Origin of the sequence: Azospirillum tabaci, assembly GCF_014596085.1 — a bacterium.
GTDB lineage: Bacteria > Pseudomonadota > Alphaproteobacteria > Azospirillales > Azospirillaceae > Azospirillum > Azospirillum tabaci.
This window is the reverse complement of record NZ_JACCJY010000024.1, coordinates 1-19,412: the sequence shown is the minus strand read 5'-3', so window position 1 is coordinate 19,412 and position 19,412 is coordinate 1. Positions and strand designations below refer to the sequence as shown.

Sequence of the window (19,412 nt, the reverse complement as noted above, 5' to 3'; positions counted from 1 at the left end):
ACGCCGTTGTCCGGGTGGTTCGCCGTCGAACCGGCCATGGCGCCGTTGCCCTGGCCCTGATCTGCCCGTCCTTCTGGCAAGCCGCGTGCCAACACTGGCACTAAGGTATGAGAAAGGGGCCAGAATGGCGGATTTCCGCCGTTTGCACGGCCCCGCCCCCGCTGGCGCGTGGCGGGAATGCCGAGACCGAAACACGCTCTTTTGTCCTGCTTCGAACAAAAAGCGGTCCGAAAGCCGACAAATTGTGCAATGCGTCACCACCAAGGTACTAGCACAAACAATAGGCAATTCGCGTCAAAGCCGCAGAAACAAAGACCTTTGGCCCGTTTCAGAGGGTCATTCAGCCTTTGGCATGGTCCTTGCGAGAGGAACGGCGGGACGCGCCAACGGCGGTGCGTCCATCCCATACGCCCAAGGTTGGGCCCCTCGGCACCGTCGCTGACCCGGTTCGACAGCCCTTCATGGCTGGAGAGCCCTCAACGGCGCGTCGCCGGTGGGGCGTTGGATCGAGGTCGGGCGTGCCGCGGGGTTCCGGAACGAGAGATGGAGCGACCGACGTGATCCGACTTCCCACCTCCCCGCGCACCGCCCTGCTGTCCGCCGCCGCCACGCTGGCGCTGACGCTCGGGTCCGCCCAGGCCGCCCCGCTCGACGTGGAGAAAGACCAGCTCAAGCTGGGCTTCATCAAGCTGACCGACATGGCCCCGCTCGCCATCGCCGCGGAGAAGGGCTTCTTCGAGGACGAGGGCCTGTCGGTGACGCTGGAGCCGCAGGCCAACTGGAAGGTGCTGCTCGACCGCGTGATCTCCGGGGAGCTGGACGGCGCCCACATGCTGGCCGGCCAGCCGCTGGGCGCCACCATCGGCTTCGGCACCCAGGCCAACGTCGTTACCGCCTTCTCGATGGACCTCAACGGCAACGGCATCACCCTGTCCAACGAAGTGTGGGAGCGGATGAAGCCCAACCTGCCGAAGGGGCCGGACGGCAAGCCGCTGCACCCGATCAAGGCCGACGCGCTGAAGCCGGTCATCGCCCAGTACCGGGCGGAGGGCAAGCCCTTCACCATGGGCATGGTCTTCCCCGTCTCCACCCACAATTACGAGCTTCGCTACTGGCTGGCCGCCGGCGGCATCAACCCCGGCTACTACGCGCCCAACGACGTGTCGGGCCAGATCCAGGCCGACGCCCTGCTGTCGGTCACCCCGCCGCCGCAGATGCCGGCGACTCTGGAGGCCGGGACCATCTTCGGCTACAGCGTCGGCGAGCCGTGGAACCAGCAGGCGGTGATGAAGGGCATCGGCGTGCCGGTCATCACCGACACCGAGATCTGGAAGAACAACCCGGAGAAGGTCTTCGGCGTCACCGAGGGCTGGGCCGCCAAGAACCCCAAGACCCATCTGGCGCTGGTCAAGGCGCTGATCCGCGCCGCCATGTGGCTGGACGAAAACGGCAACGCCAACCGCGCCGAGGCGGTGAAGATCCTGGCGAAGTCGGAGTATGTGGGGGCGGACGCCAAGGTCATCGCCAACTCGATGACCGGCACCTTCGAGTATGAGAAGGGCGACAAGCGGGCGGTTCCCGACTTCAACGTCTTCTTCCGCTACAACGCAACCTATCCCTTCTACTCCGACGCCGTCTGGTACCTGACGCAGATGCGCCGCTGGGGCCAGATCGCCGAGGCCAAGCCGGACAGCTGGTACGACGAGACCGCCCGCAAGGTCTACAAGCCGGACATCTACCTGAAGGCCGCGCGGCTGCTGGTGGAGGAGGGCAAGGCCAAGGAGGCCGATTTCCCCTGGGCCAGCGACGGCTACAAGCCGCTGGACGAGGGCTTCATCGACGGCATCGCCTACGACGGCCGCAAGCCCAACGACTACCTGACGAAGCTGCCCATCGGCCTGAAGGGCGGGCAGGCGGTGCAGGGCGGCCAACTGGTCGGCGGTTGAGCGCTTTTTCCCCGGATGACCTGCGCCGTGGTCGCGACGGGCCCCCTCCCTAACCCTCCCCCGCTGACGCAGGGGAGGGGACAGACACCCTCCCCTGCGAAGCGGGGGAGGGCCGGAGTGGGGGCATCGGCGCCCCGCGCCAAACAGAAAGATCACCCCATGACCAGCGTGACCGAAGCCTCCACCCTCTCCACCGCCGAGGCGATGCGCGCCCGGCGCAAGGCCCGCCTCGCCCATGGCCTGAACCGTGCCGCCGCGACCCTGCAGATCGTCGGGCTCGGCTGGCTCAGCCCGTTGCTCCGCATGGCCGCCGGGGACAGCCCGCGCCAGCAGGGGCGGGAGCTGTGGCAGCAGATGGGCGTGCCGCTGACCGCCCTGATGCTGTTCCTCGCCGCCTGGGCGTGGCTGGCGCCGCAGGTGAACACCAGCCTGGGCGCCATCCCCGGCCCGGCCCAGGTGTGGGAGCAGGTGGGCGTCCTCCACGCCGACCATAAGGCGGAGCGCGCCAAGGAGGCCGCCTTCTACGACCGGCAGGCCAAGCGCAACGCCGAACTGCTGGCCAAGGACCCGACGGCGGAGGTGAAGACCCGCCCCTACGCCGGCAAGCCGACCTATCTCGACCAGATCGTCACCAGCCTGAAGACGGTGTTCACCGGCTTCCTGCTCGGCGCGCTGGTGGCGGTGCCGCTGGGGGTGGCCTGCGGCCTGTCGCGCACGGTCAACGCGGCGATGAACCCGCTGATCCAGATCTTCAAGCCGGTGTCGCCGCTGGCCTGGCTGCCGCTGGTCACCATGGTGGTCAGCGCCACCGTGTCGAGCGACAACCCGACCTTCGAGAAGTCCTTCCTCACCTCGGCCATCACGGTCACGCTCTGCTCGCTGTGGCCGACGCTGATCAACACGGCGGTCGGCGTCTCCTCCATCGACAAGGACCTGATGAATGTGGGCAAGGTGCTGCAGCTCTCCGGCCCGACGATGGTGCGCCGGCTCGTGCTGCCCTCGGCGCTGCCCTACATCTTCACCGGTCTGCGGCTGTCGCTGGGCGTGGGCTGGATGGTGCTGATCGCGGCGGAGATGCTGGCCCAGAACCCCGGCCTGGGCAAGTTCGTGTGGGACGAGTTCCAGAACGGTTCCTCCTCCTCGCTCGCCCGCATCATGGTGGCGGTCTTCACCATCGGCCTGATCGGCTTCCTGCTCGACCGCGTCATGCTGGCCTTCCAGGCCGCCGTTTCCCACACCGGCACCCGCTGAGGAGTCCCCGAGCATGGTCATCCTTGAGCTGAAGAGCGTCGCGAAGTCCTACGGCGGGGCCGAGGTGCTGCGCGGAATCGACCTGTCCATCGCGGAGGGCGAGTTCGTCGCCATCGTCGGCTTCTCCGGCGCCGGCAAGACCACGCTGGTCAACCTGATGGGCGGTCTGGCCGAACCGGACGCGGGCGAGGTGTTGTTCCGCGGCGAACCGGTGCGCGGGCCGGGGGCGGAGCGCGGCATCGTGTTCCAGAGCTACTCGCTGATGCCCTGGCTGAGCGTGAAGGACAACGTGGCGCTGGCCGTGGACGCCGTGCACAAGGGCAAGCCGTCGCCGGAGCGCGGCGTGCTCACCCGCCGGGCGGTGGAGACGGTCGGCTTGGGCCACGCCACCGACCGCCGCCCCAAGGAGCTGTCGGGCGGCATGCGCCAGCGCGTCGGCTTCGCCCGCGCGCTGGCCATGAGCCCGGAGATGCTGCTGCTCGACGAGCCGCTGTCGGCGCTGGACGCGCTGACCCGCGCCAAGCTCCAGGACGAGATCGAGGCGATCTGGCGCAAGGACCGCAAGACCGTCGTCCTCATCACCAACGACGTGGACGAGGCGATCCTGCTGGCCGACCGCATCATTCCGCTGACGCCGGGTCCTGGGGCGACGCTCGGCCCCGCCTTCGCGGTGAATCTGCCGCGCCCGCGCGACCGCACCGCCGTGAACCACGACCCGGACTTCAAGCGCCTGCGCGCCGAGGTCACGGCCTGGCTGATGGAGGCCGGGGCCAGCCGCGCAGCCGCCGCGGTGGACGAGACCCTGACCCTGCCGTCGGCGACGCCGATCACCGCCGCGCCGCCGCCAAAATCCTATCTGGCCGGGCAGCCCGGCGGTCTGTCCGACGACCGCTACGTCGAGTTCAGCCGGGTCACCAAGACCTTCGCCACGCCGAAGGGACCGCTGACCGTGGTGGACGGCTTCGACCTGAAGATGCGCAAGGGGGAGTTCATCTCCCTGATCGGCCACTCGGGCTGCGGCAAGTCCACGGTGCTGTCGATGGTCGCCGGGCTGGCCGACGTGTCCAGCGGCGGCATCGTGCTGGACGGCAAGGAGGTCGTCGGCGCCGGCCCCGACCGCGCGGTGGTCTTCCAGGCACCCAGCCTGTTCCCCTGGCTGACCGCGCTGGAGAACGTGATGCTGGGGGTCGACCGCGTCTACCCGCAGGCCGGCCGGGGGGAGCGCAACGACATCGCCCGCTACTACCTGTCGCGCGTCGGGCTGGGCGACGCCATGCACAAGACGGCGGCGGAGCTGTCCAACGGCATGAAGCAGCGCGTCGGCATCGCGCGGGCCTTCGCCCTGTCGCCGAAGCTGCTGCTGCTGGACGAGCCCTTCGGGATGCTGGACAGCCTGACCCGCTGGGAGCTTCAGGAGGTTCTGATGGAGGTGTGGGCGCGCACCCAGGTCACCGCCATCTGCGTCACCCACGACGTTGACGAGGCCATCCTGCTGGCCGACCGTGTGGTGATGATGTCCAACGGGCCAAACGCCCGCATCGGCCACATCCTGGAGGTGGACATCCCCCACCCCCGGACCCGGCAGGCCCTGCTGGAGCACCCCCGCTACTACGCCTACCGGGAGGATCTGCTGAACTTCCTGGAAGGCGGGCATCACGGGACGGTGAAAGCGGCGTAAGGCGGCGTGAAGGGGAAGGCGGAGCGGTGATGGCGAACAAACCCCTGACCATTCTGGTGGCCGGCGCCGACGCCGACGCCACGCGGCCGGTGGAGGACGGCTTGGCCGGGGCGGGGGGCCGCGACCGGATCGCCGACCGGATCGCTGTGGTCCATGGCTTCGCCGACCTGCCAGCCCGCGTCGCCGCGCTGGCCCCGGACGCGGTCGTCGCTGTTTTGGAAACGCCGGCCCCTGCGACGCTGGACGGCGTCTTCCGGCTGGCCCGGTCGGGAGCCTGCGCGGTCGTCCTGTTCGCCGACAAGGCCCCGCCGGGGGCGGCGGCGCAGGCGGCGGAGGCCGGGGTGGCCGCCTTCGTCCTCGACGGGCTCCACCCCGCCCGTGTGCGGCCCATCCTGGAAACCGCGCTGGCCCGCTACGCTGCATTTGAAACGCTGAAACGCGAACGCGACGAGGCTCGCACGCAGCTCGCCGACCGCAAGCTGATCGAGCGGGCGAAGGGCATCCTGATGCAGCAGAAGTCCTTGACGGAGGAGGCGGCCTACAACGCCCTGCGCAAGGCGGCCATGAAGCAGGGGCGCCGCATTGCCGACATCGCGCAAAGCGTCATCACCGCCGCCCAGATTGAGCTGTGACGCGTTTCAGATCAAAGGCTTCAGGCAGGAATGATACCGAACAGTCATTTCACTTCCTAGACTGGAAGGTTGGTGTTCGAGCGGTCTTGTGACGGTGCGTCCCCACAACAATGCCAAAGCTTGCGAGTCGCGACAAGCCGTCCAATGAGCGCGATGCATGGCGTGATGAGAAGGACGTTGTCCCCCATGTCGGCTCAGACGGTTTGTGGAACCCGAGCGATCACCTTGATCTCGAAGTCGAAGCCGGCGAGCCAGGTCACGCCGACCGCGGTCCAGTTGGGATAGGGCTTCTGCGGAAACATCCGGTCTTTGACCGACAGGACGGTCTCGAATTGGGCCTCCGGATCGGTGTGGAAGGTCGTCACGTCCACGATGTCGTCGAAGGTGGCCCCGGCCGCCTTCAGGACCTCGCGCAGATTGTCGAAAGCCAGTTGAACCTGTTTCGCGAAGTCCGGCTCGGGCGAACCGTCCTCGCGTCCGCCGACCTGCCCCGAGACGAAGAGCAGATCGCCGGATCGGATGGCCGCAGAGTAGCGGTGGATTTCGTAGAGCGCCTGCCGGCCGGTCGGAAAGAGGGCGTCGCGCTTGGACATCGGTGTCTCCCGTTCGGATTGGAACTGGAGAAGGAGATAGCAGCCGAAGAGGTGCGCGATTAGACGTTGAAATCGACACGGGCTGATGCAAGATCGCCATCAATGATGCGTCCCTCCCTGAATGACCTCAGCGCCTTCGTGGCGGTTGCCACCCACCGCAGCTTCCGGCGCGCGGCGGATGAACTCGGAACGGCGCCATCCACGCTGAGCCACGCGATGCGGGGCCTTGAGGATCGGCTGGGCGTGCGCCTCCTCAACCGCACGACCCGCAGCGTCTCGCCGACGGAAGCAGGGCTCGAACTGCTCGGCCGCCTGCAGATTGCCCTGACATCGCTGGACGAAGCGCTGGACGCCGCCTCGGCTTACCGCGGCAACGTGGCCGGCCGCGTCCGGATCAACGCGCCGCGCGTGGCCGCGGCGGCTCTCGTCCGCGACGTCCTCCCGCGCATGGTCGAGCGGTTTCCCGACGTGACGGTCGATCTGGTCGTCGAGGGGCGGCTGATCGACATCGTGTCCGGCGGCTTCGATGCCGGCGTCCGCCTGATCGACTCCATCCCGAAGGACATGATCGCGGTGCCCTTCCCGGCCCCGATCGGCTTCGTCTGCGTCGCCTCCCCCGCCTATCTCGACCGCGCCGGTGAGCCGACCACGCCCGACGATCTCCAGCGTCATCGCTGCGTCGGCCACCGCCTGCCCGGCGGACGGCTGTACCGCTGGGAGTTCGAGCGGGCGGGGCAAGAGTTGACGGTCGACGTCAACGGACCGCTGGTGCTCGACGACGAGGAGCTGATGGTGGATGCCGCCGCGCGGGGCCTGGGAATTGCCTATGTGGTGAGTTGGGCCGCCGAAGCCGCCCTTGCGGACGGGCGGTTGCGGACCGTTCTGCCTGCCTGGATGCACAAGCCGGAGCGGGCGGCGGTGTATTATCCGGGGCACCGCGCCGTGCCGCCGGCCCTGCGGGCGTTCCTTGATGTCGTCAAGACCATGCCGACCGCTCGGGAAACGCATTGATGCCCCCACAAACCAGCGGGTCCCCGACGCTTGCGGCCGCCACTATGATGGCGTCCCGTTTGGTTCAGGGAGTGGGGCATGCTGGTCCGGCAGGGTGAGCATCGTGGCGTGTCGGCGGACCGCAGTCTGGCCTGGTCGCTGGCGGGAATCGCCGGCGCCGTCAACGCCGCGGGATTCTACGCCGCCGGCCTCTACTCCTCGCACATGACCGGCACCGTCTCGACCATGGCCGATCATCTGGCGCTGGGCGAGATGGGCGCCTTCGGCATGGCGCTGGCGATCGTGGCGACCTTCATCGCCGGGGCAATGGTGTCGGCCATGCTCATCAACGCCGGGCAACGCCGCGGCCTGTCGGCGATCTACGCCTACAGCGTCTGCCTCGAAGCCCTGCTGCTCGCCGGGCTCGGCGCCGCCGACGTCTGGCTGCACGAGCTTCGCGGCGCCGCGCTGGTCATGGGCTTGAGCTTCCTGATGGGGTTGCAGAACGCCATCGTCACGCGCATCTCGAACGCCCGCGTCCGCACCACCCATGTCACCGGCATGATCACCGACATCGGGATCGAGCTGGGCAACCTGATCGACGATCTCTACCACCGCAATAGCCGGGATCGGGTCCGGGTGACGCTCGACAAGCTGAAGACGCACCTGCCGACCGTCGGGTCCTTCTTCCTGGGCGGCGTGCTTGGGGTGCTGGGCTACAGCGCCTGGGGCGCCATGCTGTTCGTGACGCTGGCGGTCATCCTTGCCGGCTTCGCCGCCCCGGTGATTGTCGCCGAGTGGCGGACCGCGGAGTAGGGGCGTTTCAAATTCAGCGTTGCCAGACGCCGCTTTCGAGTGTTGACGCAGCATGACCGATTCCGAAGGCCCAATCCCCGACATCATCGCCCCCGGCTTGAACGTCCTGTTCGTTGGCTTCAACCCTGGAACGCGCTCCGGACGGCTCGGCCACAATTACGCGGGGCCGGGCAACCAGTTCTGGAAACTGCTGGCGGCGGCCGGTCTGACACCGCGCCTGCTGCGTCCGGAGGAGGATCGGCTGTTGCCGGAGTTCGGGCTGGGCTCCACCAACCTCGTGGCGCGGGCGACGCCGAGCGCCGCCGATCTCAGCCGGGCGGAGCTGCGCGGCGGCGTGCCGCGGCTGCGCGCCCTGGTCGCGGAATTCCGGCCCCGGGTGATCGCCTACACGGGGAAGGGGGTCTATCTCGCCGCCGCCGATCGCGTCCGGGCGGAGTGGGGCGTGCAGCCGGACAGCCTGTTCGGTGGTCCGGTGGACGTCGTGCTGCCCTCGCCCAGCGGGCTCGCCCGCCTGCCCTTCGCGGAAAAGCTGCGCTGGTTCCGCGAGGTCCGGCGGGTCATCGACGCTGAAGTTGACACCCGCCGCTGACGTCAGCGGGTGTCCGTTACAAATTCAGCGTTGCTGACGGTCAGGCCAGCAGCTCGTCGAGAAGGGCGTGAAGGCGGCGCAGTTCCTGCCATTGCGCCTCGCTGAGCTGCTTGCGGTGCGCCCGCAGCTCCCCGGCATCGACGGCGGAAAAGTCCTTGGCGATGCGCTGGACGGCGGAGACGAAACGCACCGCAGGGGCCGGCTGAACCTTCGCCGACGCCGCAGAATCCGGCTCGCTGCCGCCCATCTGGGCGCGCTTGGCCTCGCGCAGCGCCTTGACGGTGCCGCCGTCCTTGATCGTGTCCCACAGCTTCCTCTGCAGGACCGGATCGTCCACCGCGGCGATCTCCGTCAGGATGCTTTTCGGGACGGAGCGGTGGCGCGTTTCAAATTCAGCGACGATATCGGCCGGCAGACGCAGCAGCGACAAGGTGCGGGTGACCTCCGCTTGGCTGCGCCCGATGACCTGCCCCAGCGCCTCGTGCGTGTAGTCGTGCCGCTCGATCAGCCGGGCGAAGGCGCGGGCCAGCTCCATGGCGTCGAGGTCGACGCGCTGGATGTTCTCGATCAGCGCCAGCTCGTCCGGATCGCCGTCGGTGACGATGGCGAAGATGGTCTGACGCCCGGCCAGCCCGCAGGCGCGCAGGCGCCGCTCACCGGCGATCAGCCGGTAGTCGCCATCGCCGAGATCCTGCACGAGAACCGGCTGCTTCAGCCCGTGGCGGGCGATGGAGTTGGCCAGCTCCTGAAGCGACTGGTCGTCGAAATGGCGCCGCGGCTGGTCGGGATTTGGGTGCACCCGGTCGAGATCGACCTCGATCAGCCGCGGGAAGTCGGCGGACAGCCCGAACAGCGCGTCCCCGCCGCGCTGCGCCGCCTTGTCGAAAATGCGGGTGCTGGTCCGTTCGAGTTTACGAGACATGGGCGTCTTCCGCAGTCTGGAGGTGGGCGGCCAGTTCACGCGCCAGTTCGCCGTAGGCCTGGACGCTGTTGGAATTCGGATCGGCCTCGATGGCCGGACGGCCGGCGCCCGACGCCTGGGCGAACAGGGTGGCGCGCGGCACCGCGTTCAGAACGCGGGTGCGCCCCTCGTAATGCTCCTGAATCTCGCGCAGGCTGGCCTGATCTTGCGTCAAGCGGGACGAGAACATGGTCGGCAGGATGCCGAAGATGTTCAGCGACGGGTTCGAACGGCGGCGGATCTTGGCGATGGTTTCCAGCAGCAGCGGCACGCCGAGCCCGGCGAACACCTCCGTTTGCACGGGAATCAGCACGAGATCGCTGGCCGCCAGCGCGTTGATGGTCAGAAGGCCGAGGTTGGGCGGGCAGTCGATCACGATGACGTCGTAACGGTTCCGCACCTCCGCCAGCTTCTCCTTGAGGACCAGGGAATTGTCCGGCTCGGCCACCAGCTCCGTCTCCGCCGCGGCCAGCCCGATGCTGGAGGGGGCGAGCATGACGGCGCCGCCGCACACCGGCTGGAGGATGCTGTCGAAGGACGCCCCGCCGCGCACCACATTATAGATGCCCTTGCGCTGGGTTTCGATCTCGCCGGGGTCGAGCCCCATATGGACGGTGGCGTTGCCCTGGGGATCGCTGTCGAGAAGCATCACCTTCAGGCCCAGCGTCGACAGCGCGTAGGACAGGTTGACCGCCGTCGTCGTCTTGCCGACGCCACCCTTCTGATTCGCCACCGCCACCACGGCGCGCTGCATCTTGGGCACCCCGGCGTTCTGCGGCACGGCGGCCATGCCGCCCTGACCCGCCAGGAAACCGGCGACCTGCTGGGGGATGCGCTCCGCTCCGCTCTCCCACCGGCTGATCCGGGAGCGGTCGTAGCGGCGGTTCAGTGCGCCGTTGAGCCATGTCGCGAAGCTCAACTGGTCTTCGGCACGCCGTTCGCGGATGGCGCGCAGTTCTTCCCCGTTCATCGGGCCTCCGGCTTTCCCTGTGTATGGCCCTTTCTTGCAAAATGTGACGCAACTGGTCAAGCCGGAGCGCGCCGAATTGCGTCAAATGCCGGCGGGAAGCTGTGTCATGCGACGTCGTATGGGACTATGGTCATAGAAACCGCCGGCTTCTGCGGGCCGCTCCGGGCGGCGCAAAACCATTCCGGAGGCGAATCGACCGGGAGCCCGTCAAGGCCATTTTCCAAAGCGTTACCAATTCAGCGTTGGCTGGCAGGAGCGGCTTCGATTCGGTCCTTGAATCGCCTGGATTCCGTTGTATCAAATTCAGCGTCGTATGCCGATTCGTCGGTCCGCGCAGCCGTTGCAAGATCTGCGCGAGACTCGCCGAGTCGGCTAAGCCCTGGAAAGCCTTGGGTTTCCGAGTCGAATGTTACCAATTCAGCGTTGGGCCCGAGTCGCCTTTGTATCAAATTCAGCGTCGGGTTCGGTTGACAGTTGACGGTCTCGACCTGGAACCCTTGTCCCTGGTCGGTGCTCGCTCCGGTGGAGGATCGGGGGCGGGATCACCCTCGAATGCCCGGTTGGCGATTCTCGACCCCCACCAGCGTTGCGTTTTCAGCGAAGGGGGTCGCGCCAGCACCCGCGCAACCGGTCTAACCGGAGAATCCTATAGGGACTCATATAGGACATGGTTGCGAGTTCAGCGTGGATAACCGCCCTTCGTGACTCGTCTTCAGCGTGGATGAGCGAGTCCCCGTTGCGACTTCGGCGTCCCCGCCGTTGCGGAGTCAGCGAGCCGATCGGGCCGGTTTCGCCCGGTGCGATTCCAACTCAGCGTGGACAACCCCGTCCGGCTGTGGACAAGCGGCTCTCCGGCCCCGAGCGCTCCGTTGGCGACGCTGATTTTGAAACGTTGGCTTGGCGTTTGCCGGCAGGGCAGGGGACGGCCGGGTTCCCAAATGGCCGCTTCGCTGAAGTTGAGTCGGAATCTGCAGCTTCCGTTGCAACTTCAGCGATTCGTGGGATGGACGCGCTTCACAGCCACCACATTTTGTGTTTTCTGAAATGACAGGAACGTGACCGAACGAGGCCGGAGGGGTCCCATGGCGAAAATCCACGAGCAGCTTACCCTGGAGGGATTCGAGGCGGTTCTTGCCCGCACCGAAGACCCCAAGGAGCGCCGCCGTGTGATGATGGCCCATGAAGCGCTGTCCAACGAAATGGACGCGATCGGCTATCTCCACGCCGGCTTCTGCCAAGCCTCCCTGCCGCACCGCAAGCCCAAGGACGAGACCGCTCCCTGGGTGCGCAACAACGGCAAGTACCAGCTCGTCGTCCGCCCCGGCATCCTGCCGCTGCGCGACGGCACGGTCCTGGACGTCGGCGTTCCCTACGGCGCCAAGGCGCGCCTGATCATGATCTACCTGCAGACCGAGGCGCGCAAAACGCGCAGCGCCCATGTCGATCTGGGACCCAGCATGAGCGCGTGGTTGCGCCGTCTCGGGCTGGCCCCCACGGGCGGCGAGCGCGGGAACTACAAGCCGGTGCGCGAGCAGGTGCTGCGGATCGCCCGTAGCGAGTTCACCCTGCGCACCACCACCGGCCCCTCGACGGCGGAGATTTCCGACCAGCGCCTGATCGACGGCATCAAGCTGTGGCGGGACGAGGAGGACACGCCCGACCTGTTCCGCACCGGCGGCGAATGGGTGCGCTTCGTCCGCCTGACCCAGAGCTTCTTCGAACATCTGATGGAACACGCCGTCCCGTTGGACGAGCACGCCATCGCCAAGCTGAAGAACTCCGCCCTGGCGCTCGACGCCTATGTGTGGCTGGTCCACCGCCTGCACCGGCTGGACAAGCAGACGGTGGTTCCCTGGCACGCCCTGTCGCAGCATTTCGGCTCGGTCAGCGAGCACCGCGTCCTGGCCTTCCGCCTGAAGGAAGCCTTGAAGGACGTCATGGCCGTCTATCCCGATGCGAACATCGAGCCGACGTCCAAGGGACTCGTCCTGCGCCCCTCGGCGCCGGCCGTGCCGTCGAACAAGCATCTCGTCCTGCGGCCCGTTCGCGGCTGATGAAGGTTGGTTGAGCGCCGAGGGAGAAGATTCCCTCAGGCGCGGCGCGCTGTTGAAATGCACCCCTCATGCGTGACATTATCAACCGGTTGCAACCATCCAGTGCGATGCCGTGCCGGATGCAGCGGGGGAACCGGTTCCAATGTCCTATAGGGTCGATGACGATCAGTATCCGGCGCGCGCCGTGGTCTCAATCGAGGCCACCTGGGGAAATCGCACCTATGTCGGCTCGGGCTTCCTGGTCGGTCGCAACGACGTCATCACCGCGTCCCACGTCGTCTACAACGCCGGTCTCGGCGGCAAGCCGAGCAGCTTGAAGATCTATCCGTCCTACAATCCCGGCAAAACGGACAACGTAGCCTACGGCGTCGCCAAATCGCAGTTCTTCACCAACTTCGACCCGGATTCGGACGGCAGGCTCATCGCCGGCGATTTCTACCGGACCACCCAGAGCGGGTCGGAGATCGACGTCGCCCTGCTGACCCTGTCCCAACCCATCGGCGACACCTACGGCTTTTTCGGAATCGACTGGAACTACGCCGGCGGGGCGGCCAATGTCCTGGGCTATCCCACCAAGTACGGGCGCTACGAAACCTTCGACAGCGGCACCATCCGCCGGTCGAGCGTCGATTCGGTCTACTACGTGAACTCCGACTTGGAGATCAATCCCGGGAATTCCGGTGGTCCGATCTATTACAGTTCCGGGGACAAGGTTTTCGCCGTCGGCGTCGTGTCGACCGCAGTCGGGGCCACCGCTCTTGGCGGCCACGCCTATTGGCTGAAGGACGCCCTGTCGGCCAACGACTCCTACATCTCGAACACTCCGCCGGCCCCCGAATCGGAGCGGCGCGCCGTGGTGAACAACGGCTCGTCCAGCCGCGACTTGCAGATGGACGTCTATGTCGGTCCGGTCGCCACGCTGAAAAACCTCTTTCTGGGCACCAAGTCCATCGAGATCGTCATCAGCAGCGAGATTGGCGACTTCCTCAACCTGGGCGCCGGCGACGACGCGGCGGACGGCAGGGGCGGCGATGACGTTCTGGATGGCGGCACCGGCTCGAATTTCCTGACCGGCGGTTCCGGCACCGACACCTTCTTCCTGGACGGGCGCGGTGGGGGGGTGACCTGGTCCACCATCACCGATTTCGAACCAAACGAATGGGCCACCGCCTGGGGATGGAAGGAGGGCGTGTCGACGCTCACCTGGGAGTCCATGGCGGGGGCCGAGGGGTTCAAGGGCGCCACGGCGCACATCGACTTCGACGGCAACGGCAGCGTCGACGGCAGCATCACCTTCACCGGAAAAGCCGTCGGTTCGGTCATCACCATGCCGGGGCAGGTCGGCGCCGACAGCTACCTGGCCTTCCGTCTGGCCTGATGGCGTCTTCACCATGGAGACACGGAGAGGCTCATCTCCGTGTCTCCATGCCTCCGTGGTGATCCAAGGCCGGCTGGAACGCCTTGTGCTGGAGCGCTTTACAAGGGCACCAGCAGTTCCTGCTGAGCCGCCGCGTCCGGCGCCGGCGCCGCCAGGGTCCCGCGGGTCACCGTCACGGCGCTGCGCCCGCCGCCCTGCGGGGTGACGCGCACCTGCACGCCGATCCGCTCCACCAGCGCCGGGACGTGGCTGATGACGCCCACCTGCCGCCCGGTGGCCTGAAGCGCCTCCAGGCAGGACAACGCCAGATCCAGGCTGCCGGGGTCCAGCGTGCCGAACCCCTCATCAATGAACAGCGTGCCGATCCCGCCGCTGCCGCCCCCCGCCATGGCCGACAGACCGAGCGCCAGGGCCAGCGACACCAGGAACATTTCGCCGCCGGACAGGCTGTGCACGCCGCGCCGCTCGTCGCCCATCTCGCCGTCCACCACCTGGATCTCCAGGTCGGCCCCACCGACCCGCTCCAGCCGGTAGCGGCGGGCGAGATCCGCCAGATAGCGGTTCGCTTGCACCAGAAGCAGGTCGAGGCTGAGGCTTTGGGCGAAGTTGCGCAGCTTCCGCCCGTCGGCGGAGCCGATGAGCTGCGCCATGGTCGCCCACAGTCCCTGCGCCTTGCGCTGCGCCTCCACCCGGTCGAGCACGGTGGCGAGGCGACCGCGGTTCTCCGTGTCGGCGCGCAGCCGGGCCTGGGTCTCGCCCAGCCGATCGCGGGCCTCCTGAAGGCGCCGACCCATCTCGGCAACGGCCGCGCCGGCCTCCTCGGCGCCGAGGGCGGGATGTCCGGTGGCGTGGTGCTCCTGCCGCGTCCGCGTCCGCTCGGCCGCCCGAAGCGCGTCCTCGCGCCGCGCCGACTCGAGGGCGGCCAGCGCCCGCTCCTCCCCGGTCAGCCACTCCTCGTCGCGGACCAGATGGGCGCGCGCCTCCTCCACCGTCACGCCGCAGCGCTCCGCCGCCGCGGTCAGGGCATCGGCCGCCGCTTCCGCCTCGGTGGCGCAACGGCGTGCGGAGTCGCCGCGCGTGGCGACGATCTGCTCCGCCCCCGACAGGCGGGCCGCCGCGTCCTGCCGGGCGACCGTGGCCTGTTCGACCAGAGCTTCCGCCCGTTGGCAGGCTTCGGCCAACTCCTTCTTCACCGCGGCCACCGTCCGTCCGCCCAGCAGGGATGCCCGTGCCGCGCGCCGGTCCTCCAGCGCCGCGGCCAGCCCCTCGCACCGCCGCCGTGCCGCCTGTTCGGCCAGCCGCGCGCCGTCCACTTCCGCCGCCTTGGCGCCGGCCTGCCGTTCCAGGGCCTCCACGTCGCGCAACGCCCGGGCCAGCCCCTCACGCTGGCGCAGGACCTCGGCGACCCTCCCGCCGAGGTCCTTGCGGAATGCGTCGGGATCGCTGTCCAGCCGGCCGTTCCAGCCCGCAAGCCCGGCAAAGGGCTGGACCAGTTCCGCCCGCACCGCCTCCCGTGTGTCCGCCGCCTGATCGCGCCGTGCCACGGCCAGGGATTCCGCATGGCGGGCGGCGTCACGCTGACGGGCCCGCGCCTCGATCGCCCGTTCGGCCTCGGTCAGCGCCGCGTCCCGCTCCCGGCACGCCTGCACCGCGGCGTCGAGCCGCGCCTTGTGGTCCAGCGCCTTGGCCTCGGCCCGTCCGGCCTCCACCAGTTCCGCGTCCACGCCGGCCAACCGCCGGGTGACGGTCTCCACGTCCGGGGCGGTGGGCAGTCCGAAGCCCGGCACCTGCTCCGCCCAGCCCTCCGCCGCGGCCGTCCGGTCGGCCGCCAGGGCAGCCAATCGTCCATCCAGGGCCGCGGCCCGCTCCCGCGCCGCCTTCGCCGCGGCGGTGTGGGCGCCCTGGTCCGTGGCCAGCCCGGTCACCTCGGCGCGCAGGGCGGCGACGTGGCGTTCCTGATCCTCGGCCAGCCGGTCGAGCGGGGTGTGCCCGGCCCCCCAGGGATGCTCCGTGGCACCGCAGACCGGGCAGGACTCTCCTTCCGTCAATTGAGCGCGCAGCGACGCCACATCCTCGCTGCGGGCGAGGCGCAAGCGGTGCAGGGTGGCATCGGCCTCCGCCAACGCCGCCCGGCGCTGGTCCAGCCGCGCTTTCGTCTCCGCGGCGCGGGTCTCCCCGTCCATGGCGGCGGTCCGCCGCTGCTCCCGTTCCGCCTCGGCCTCGGCGGCGTCCGCCGCCAGCCGCGCGGCCCGCTCCGCCAATTGAGCCAGGAGGGACAGCCCGTCGCGGCGCTCCGCCAACGTCGTGCGGCGCCCGCGCAGAGTGTCCAGCGACTCCACCGCTTCGGCTTTCAGCGCGGACAACGCCCGCTCGGCCGCGTCCCGCCGCGCGGCGCTGTCCTGTCGAACGGCGAAGAGGCGGGCCAGCTCCGCCTCGTGGGCCATGGCCTCCGTGGCGGCGCGGCCGCCCTCTCCCTCCGCCTCCCGCATCGCCCTTGCGGAGTCGCGGTGGCGCAGTAGCAGCGCGTCCCAGCGCGCCCATTGGTCGGCCACCGGCAACAGTGCCGTCTGACCGGCCAGCCAGCTCTCCCGCTCCGCCGAATCGGCACGGGCCTGCTCCAGAGCCGTCCGGGTGGCGGTCCAGCTTTCCCGAATTGCCTTGGCGTCCGCTTCCGTCGTTGCCGCGTCCGCGAGCGCCCCGGCCTGTTGGCCGGCCAGCGCGGCGATCTCGGCGTCCAGGGCGGCGGCCTGTTCCAGCTCCGGCTCGGCGGCGTCGACGGCGCCGCGGGCCGTCTCGTAGGCGCCGCGCACCTCGCGATGCCGGGCCTCGGCCTGGACCAGCCGGTCCTGTGCGTCCGTCACCGCGGTCTGAGCGCGGGCCAGAGCCTCCCGGGCTTCCGCCGCCGCCGCCGCGCAGCGGTCCGCTTCGCTCAACCGCACCCGCAAGGGCTGGAGACGGCGCAGCAGCGCGGCCTCCTCCCGCCGCGCTCCGGCCTCCTGCCAGACCCGCTCGGCCTGCGCGCTCGCCATGGCGGCGTCCGCCTCCGCCTTGGCCAGTCGCGCGTCCTGCTCATGCCAGGCGACGGCGGCGCGGGCCTGCTCGAACGCCGTTTCCTCCCGCCGGACCGCCTCGGCCGCCGCGCCAGCCTCGGCGGCCAGGGTGTCGCGATCGTCGTCGGTCAGCACGCCGATTCCCGCGCATTGCGCCTCCAGCGCCTCCAGCGCCCGCTGCTCCTCCCGGGAGCGCTCATGCGCGGCGACGGAAATGCGGGAGTAGATTTCGGTGCCGGTCAGCAGTTCCAGCAGGGCGGAGCGCTCGGTCGCCGGAGCCTTGAGGAAATTGGCGAAATCGCCCTGGGCCAGCAGGACGGCGCGGCGGAACTGCTCGAAGCTCAGCCCGAGCCGGGTGGAAATCTCGTCCAGCACGCTGGTCTTGCCGTCGCCCAGCCGTTTGCCGTCCGCCAGCGCGGTCAGGCTCATCGTCTGCTTCTGCAACTGGCCGCGCGCGTTCTGCCGCGCCCGCCGCAGTTCCCAGCGCGCCCGGTAGGCGGCGCCGCCGATCCCGGCGAAATCCACCTCGGCCCAGCCGGACCCGGCGCCGCGGCGCAGGACGCTGCGCACGTCGGTGGTGCTGATCGCGTCGGTGTCCCCGCTGGCGCCCAGCGCCACGCCGCGCCCGTCCGGCAGCCGGGGCATGCGGTCGAACAAAGCGAGGCACAGCGCGTCCAGGATCGTGCTCTTACCCGCACCGGTCGGGCCGGTGATGGCGAACAGGCCGGCGTGGCGCAGCGGTCCGCCGGCCAGATCCACCGCGAAGGTTCCGTCCAGGCTGGCCAGATTGCAGCCGCGAACCGCCAGAATCCGCATCACGCACCCTCCTGAACGGTCGCGACCAACTCGTGGAAGGCGGTGAGCAGCGCCGGTTCCGGCTCGCCCTCATGATGGCGGCGGTAGAGCCGCAGGAACACGTCCTCCGGGGCGAGGTCCGCCAGATCGGCCAGCGGCACGGACTCGGCCAGCGTCTCGCCGCTGCCGGTCAGCCGCAAGGCCAGCTTCACCAGCCGCGCCGGGCGCCCGGCCAGCGCCGCGACCACCTCCTCGCGCAGGGCCGGCCGGGGCGCCGGCAGTTCGACCGAGACCTCGACATAAGGCCAAGCCTCGCGTGGCAGCTCCTCGTCCAGCTCCAGCGCCGCCAGCGCCGCCAGGGCGTCCTCCGGCGCCGCGAACCGCCCGCCGCCGGGGATGCGCCGGATGGCGACGAAGCGGGGCACCCGCAGGGCCTCGACCCTGACCAGCCGTCCCTCCGTGAAATCGGCCAGCACCACCTGATGCGGGTAGGGCTCCTCGTCCACCGCCAGCGGGAGGGGCGAGCCGCTGTAGCGCACCGATTCGCACCTTCCCACCGCCTGCGCCCGGTGCAGATGGCCCAGCGCCACATAGGCCGCGTCCTCGGGAAAGACGTCCACCGGCAGCGCGTGCTGGTTGCCGCCGAGGATCTTGCGCTCGCTGAGTTCGGACAGGGCGCCGTCGCGCATGTAGCAATGGCCCGTGAGGATCAGCGCCTCGCCGGGCAGCAAGGCGCGCCGCCCGGCCTCCGCCGCATCCGCGTAGACGCGGCGCACCCCTTCGACCAACGGGTCGGCGCCAGCCGCGATCTCCTCCTCGCTCAACGGTGGCAGGTCGGCGGGGCGGAGGTAGGGCACCGCGACGCAGCGCGCGGCGACCGCTCCGTCACGGCCGGTCAGCGGAACCACCAGCTCCTCCGACGCGAAGCCGCCTTCCTCGTCCACCGGCAGGGCGCCGACCACCCTCACCCCCATCTCCGTCAGCAGGGGAGAGGGCGCCTCCAGACGGCTGCCGCTGTCGTGGTTGCCGGCAACCACCACGATGTCCAGCGCCGGGCAGCGTGCCTTGGCCTTTGCCAAAAACCGGTAGAACAGGCCGAGCGCCGGGATCGGCGGGTTCTGCCCATCGAACACATCCCCGGCGATGACCAGCGCATCGACGGCCTGCTCTTCAAGCCGGTCGAGAAGCCAATCAAGGAATCGCGCGTGCTCGTGCTCGCGCGCGAAGCCGTGCAGAGTCTGCCCGAGATGCCAGTCGGCGGTGTGGAGAAGACGCATGGAGGGAAACAGGTCCATCGGAAAGGGGACCGGCATTCTACGAAAGCATGGCGGCGAACGCGCCGTGTGAAAAAGGCAGCGGGAGAAAAATCGCCTGGGGTCGAAAAAAGTGCTTGCCACCCCCGGGGCACCCCGCATATAAAGCGCCTCCCGACGCGGTGGCCGCCAACGAGGCGCCGACGGGTCGGGAACACAGAGACATTCTGGCCCTGGCGGCCCACTCCTTCAAGGGAATGGGCGCGGGGTGTTGCGGTTCTCCTGGGGCCGCGGGATCTTGGATATCGTTGATACCGTGTTGTGAGAAGGGATGCGCAGGCGGCGGTTTTGGCCGTTGGCCGCGGACCGGTTCCGGATGGGACTGGCATCGCGGGTCGCTTGAGCATCTCGGTCAAGCAGTAAGAGACTTCAGTTTCGAAAGCTTGGGTGAGGTCG

Annotated in this window: 14 protein-coding genes; 9 read left to right on the top strand and 5 right to left on the bottom strand. The window is 69.0% G+C overall.

Going from position 1 to position 19,412, the window contains the following annotated elements:
* Positions 1–557 precede the first annotated feature (557 nt).
* The 4 genes from H0B54_RS20385 (at position 558) to H0B54_RS20370 (ending at position 5,507) form a co-directional block, all read left to right on the top strand.
* A complete protein-coding gene (locus H0B54_RS20385) occupies positions 558–1,946 on the top strand; it encodes a CmpA/NrtA family ABC transporter substrate-binding protein (protein WP_094305621.1) in 1,389 nt (462 codons plus the stop codon).
* Positions 1,947–2,105: 159 nt separating this feature from the next.
* The gene (locus H0B54_RS20380; RefSeq protein ID WP_188261849.1) at positions 2,106–3,197 is read left to right on the top strand and encodes an ABC transporter permease; all 1,092 of its coding nucleotides are present in this window, start codon (positions 2,106–2,108) and stop codon (positions 3,195–3,197) included.
* A gap of 13 nt (positions 3,198–3,210) precedes the next feature.
* A complete protein-coding gene (locus H0B54_RS20375; RefSeq protein ID WP_188261848.1) occupies positions 3,211–4,875 on the top strand; it encodes an ABC transporter ATP-binding protein in 1,665 nt (554 codons plus the stop codon).
* A gap of 29 nt (positions 4,876–4,904) precedes the next feature.
* Positions 4,905–5,507, top strand: coding sequence for an ANTAR domain-containing response regulator (locus tag H0B54_RS20370; protein ID WP_188261847.1), 603 nt, complete (start codon positions 4,905–4,907; stop codon positions 5,505–5,507).
* A gap of 194 nt (positions 5,508–5,701) precedes the next feature.
* Here the strand turns inward: H0B54_RS20370 and H0B54_RS20365 are convergent, their stop codons facing one another.
* The gene (locus H0B54_RS20365; RefSeq protein ID WP_188261846.1) at positions 5,702–6,100 is read right to left on the bottom strand and encodes a RidA family protein; all 399 of its coding nucleotides are present in this window, start codon (positions 6,098–6,100) and stop codon (positions 5,702–5,704) included.
* Between the two features lie 102 nt (positions 6,101–6,202).
* Between H0B54_RS20365 and H0B54_RS20360 the strand changes: the two genes are divergently transcribed.
* From H0B54_RS20360 to H0B54_RS20350, 3 genes are all read left to right on the top strand, one after another.
* Positions 6,203–7,111 (top strand): LysR family transcriptional regulator, encoded by a 909-nt coding sequence (locus H0B54_RS20360; RefSeq protein WP_188261845.1) that lies wholly within the window; start codon positions 6,203–6,205, stop codon positions 7,109–7,111.
* Positions 7,112–7,189: 78 nt separating this feature from the next.
* A complete protein-coding gene (locus H0B54_RS20355; RefSeq protein ID WP_188261844.1) occupies positions 7,190–7,906 on the top strand; it encodes a YoaK family protein in 717 nt (238 codons plus the stop codon).
* Between the two features lie 52 nt (positions 7,907–7,958).
* Positions 7,959–8,495, top strand: coding sequence for a mismatch-specific DNA-glycosylase (locus H0B54_RS20350; protein ID WP_188261843.1), 537 nt, complete (start codon positions 7,959–7,961; stop codon positions 8,493–8,495).
* A gap of 40 nt (positions 8,496–8,535) precedes the next feature.
* Here H0B54_RS20350 and H0B54_RS20345 read toward each other — a convergent pair whose 3' ends face one another.
* Entirely contained in the window at positions 8,536–9,417 is an 882-nt protein-coding gene (locus H0B54_RS20345; protein ID WP_188261842.1) for a ParB/RepB/Spo0J family partition protein, read from the bottom strand.
* Positions 9,407–10,426 (bottom strand): ParA family protein, encoded by a 1,020-nt coding sequence (locus H0B54_RS20340; protein ID WP_014197973.1) that lies wholly within the window; start codon positions 10,424–10,426, stop codon positions 9,407–9,409. The genes H0B54_RS20345 and H0B54_RS20340 overlap by 11 nt, the downstream gene beginning before the upstream one ends.
* Positions 10,427–11,508: 1,082 nt before the next feature.
* Between H0B54_RS20340 and H0B54_RS20335 the strand changes: the two genes are divergently transcribed.
* On the top strand, positions 11,509–12,480 hold the full coding sequence (locus tag H0B54_RS20335; RefSeq protein ID WP_014197970.1) for a replication protein RepA: 972 nt from the start codon (positions 11,509–11,511) through the stop codon (positions 12,478–12,480).
* Between the two features lie 142 nt (positions 12,481–12,622).
* Positions 12,623–13,858: a trypsin-like peptidase domain-containing protein gene (locus H0B54_RS30310; RefSeq protein ID WP_188261841.1), complete on the top strand. Its 1,236-nt coding sequence runs from the start codon at positions 12,623–12,625 to the stop codon at positions 13,856–13,858.
* A gap of 98 nt (positions 13,859–13,956) precedes the next feature.
* Here the strand turns inward: H0B54_RS30310 and H0B54_RS20325 are convergent, their stop codons facing one another.
* Positions 13,957–17,724 (bottom strand): AAA family ATPase, encoded by a 3,768-nt coding sequence (locus H0B54_RS20325; RefSeq protein ID WP_188261840.1) that lies wholly within the window; start codon positions 17,722–17,724, stop codon positions 13,957–13,959.
* Positions 17,724–18,980 carry an exonuclease SbcCD subunit D C-terminal domain-containing protein gene (locus H0B54_RS30305; RefSeq protein WP_188261839.1) on the bottom strand — a complete coding sequence of 419 codons (1,257 nt, stop codon included), beginning with the start codon at positions 18,978–18,980 and terminating at the stop codon, positions 17,724–17,726. Before H0B54_RS30305 ends, H0B54_RS20325 begins: the two co-directional genes overlap by 1 nt.
* Positions 18,981–19,412: the final 432 nt, after the last annotated feature.